Here is a 1,153-nt window from a genome sequence, read left to right as displayed (position 1 = left end):
CGGGCCTGACTCGGCGAGCGGAAATGGTGGCGCTCCAGCAGCCAGTGCTCGTTGTACCGGTGGGCCCACTCCAGCAGCGCCTGTCGGAGTGCCTCCACGGTGGAGAAGGTGCGCACCCAGAGCAGTTGCTCCTTGAGGGTGCGGATGAAGCGCTCGGCGCAGCCGTTGCCCTCGGGGCTGCGGACGAAGGACGGGCTGGACTGGGCGCCCAGGAAGCGCAGCTCGCTCTGGAAGGCGTCGGAGGTGTACTGGCTGCCGTTGTCGTGGCGGATGGACAGCCCCGAGGCCACGCCTCGGCCATACCCACCGAAGCGAGCCTTGACGCCCTGGCGAATGGGCTCGAGGGCTTCGAAACGGGTGCCTACCTTGGCCGCGTGGATGCCGACACACTCGGCAGTGGCGTGGTCGATGGCGATGAAGACGGTGGCCTGGCCCTCCAGCGCCGTCACCGTGCAGGTGGCGTCGGTGCCCCACATGACGTCGGGCCTGTCGGTGGTAATCGTGCCGTCGTGGTGGCGTGGCCCCAGCACCCGGCGAGCACGGCCCGGCGCCAGGAGCCCCGCCTCGCGCATCAGCCGCAGGCAGCGGGCCTTCGAGGTGCGTACGTGCTGCGCGCGCAGCCGTGCCCACACCTTTCGGTGCCCTTCGCCCAGGAAGGGCGAGGCCGCCAGAACGCCGCGGATGGCCTCCCGCAGCGCCTCGTCCGTCAGCGCCGTCTTGGGGCCGCGCCGCGCCGTCGGCCCCTCCGTGGACTGACGGCGGGTGCGGTGTCGGTACACCGTGGCGCGAGGCACACCCCAGGTGGCCGTCACGAGCGCCAGGCCGTACCGCTTGCCGCTGGAAGGCGAGAGCCGGGCGCTCATCCTCTCGACTTCCTCCAGGGAAAACCCGGCGCGTTGCCCTCCAGCAGTCGGGCCTTCTCCGAGAGCAGCTCGTTCTTCATCATCAGCTCGCCCACCATGGCCTTGAGCCGCAACACCTCGTCGTCCGCCGCTTCCGGCTCGCGGCTCTTGAGGTTCGCTTCGGCCCCAGCCAGGAACTTCTCCCGCCACTCACTCAGCACGGCCGCCGTGACGCCCAGCTCCCGCGACAGGGCGTCGAGTTCCTCGCCCTTGAGCAACCGGAGCACCGCCTCCTTCTTGCGCTTCGCCGA

At 70.5% G+C, this 1,153-nt stretch carries 1 pseudogene; it reads right to left on the bottom strand.

Features of this window, described 5'->3' with window-relative positions:
* Positions 1-1,153: pseudogene (locus D7Y21_RS41210) on the bottom strand (IS3 family transposase); the annotation flags it as partial.

The sequence above is a fragment of the Corallococcus sp. AB045 genome (genome assembly GCF_003668895.1).
Classification (GTDB): Bacteria; Myxococcota; Myxococcia; order Myxococcales; family Myxococcaceae; genus Corallococcus; species Corallococcus coralloides.
The sequence above is the reverse complement of the archived record's forward strand: the minus strand, read 5'-3'. Positions and strand labels throughout refer to the sequence as shown.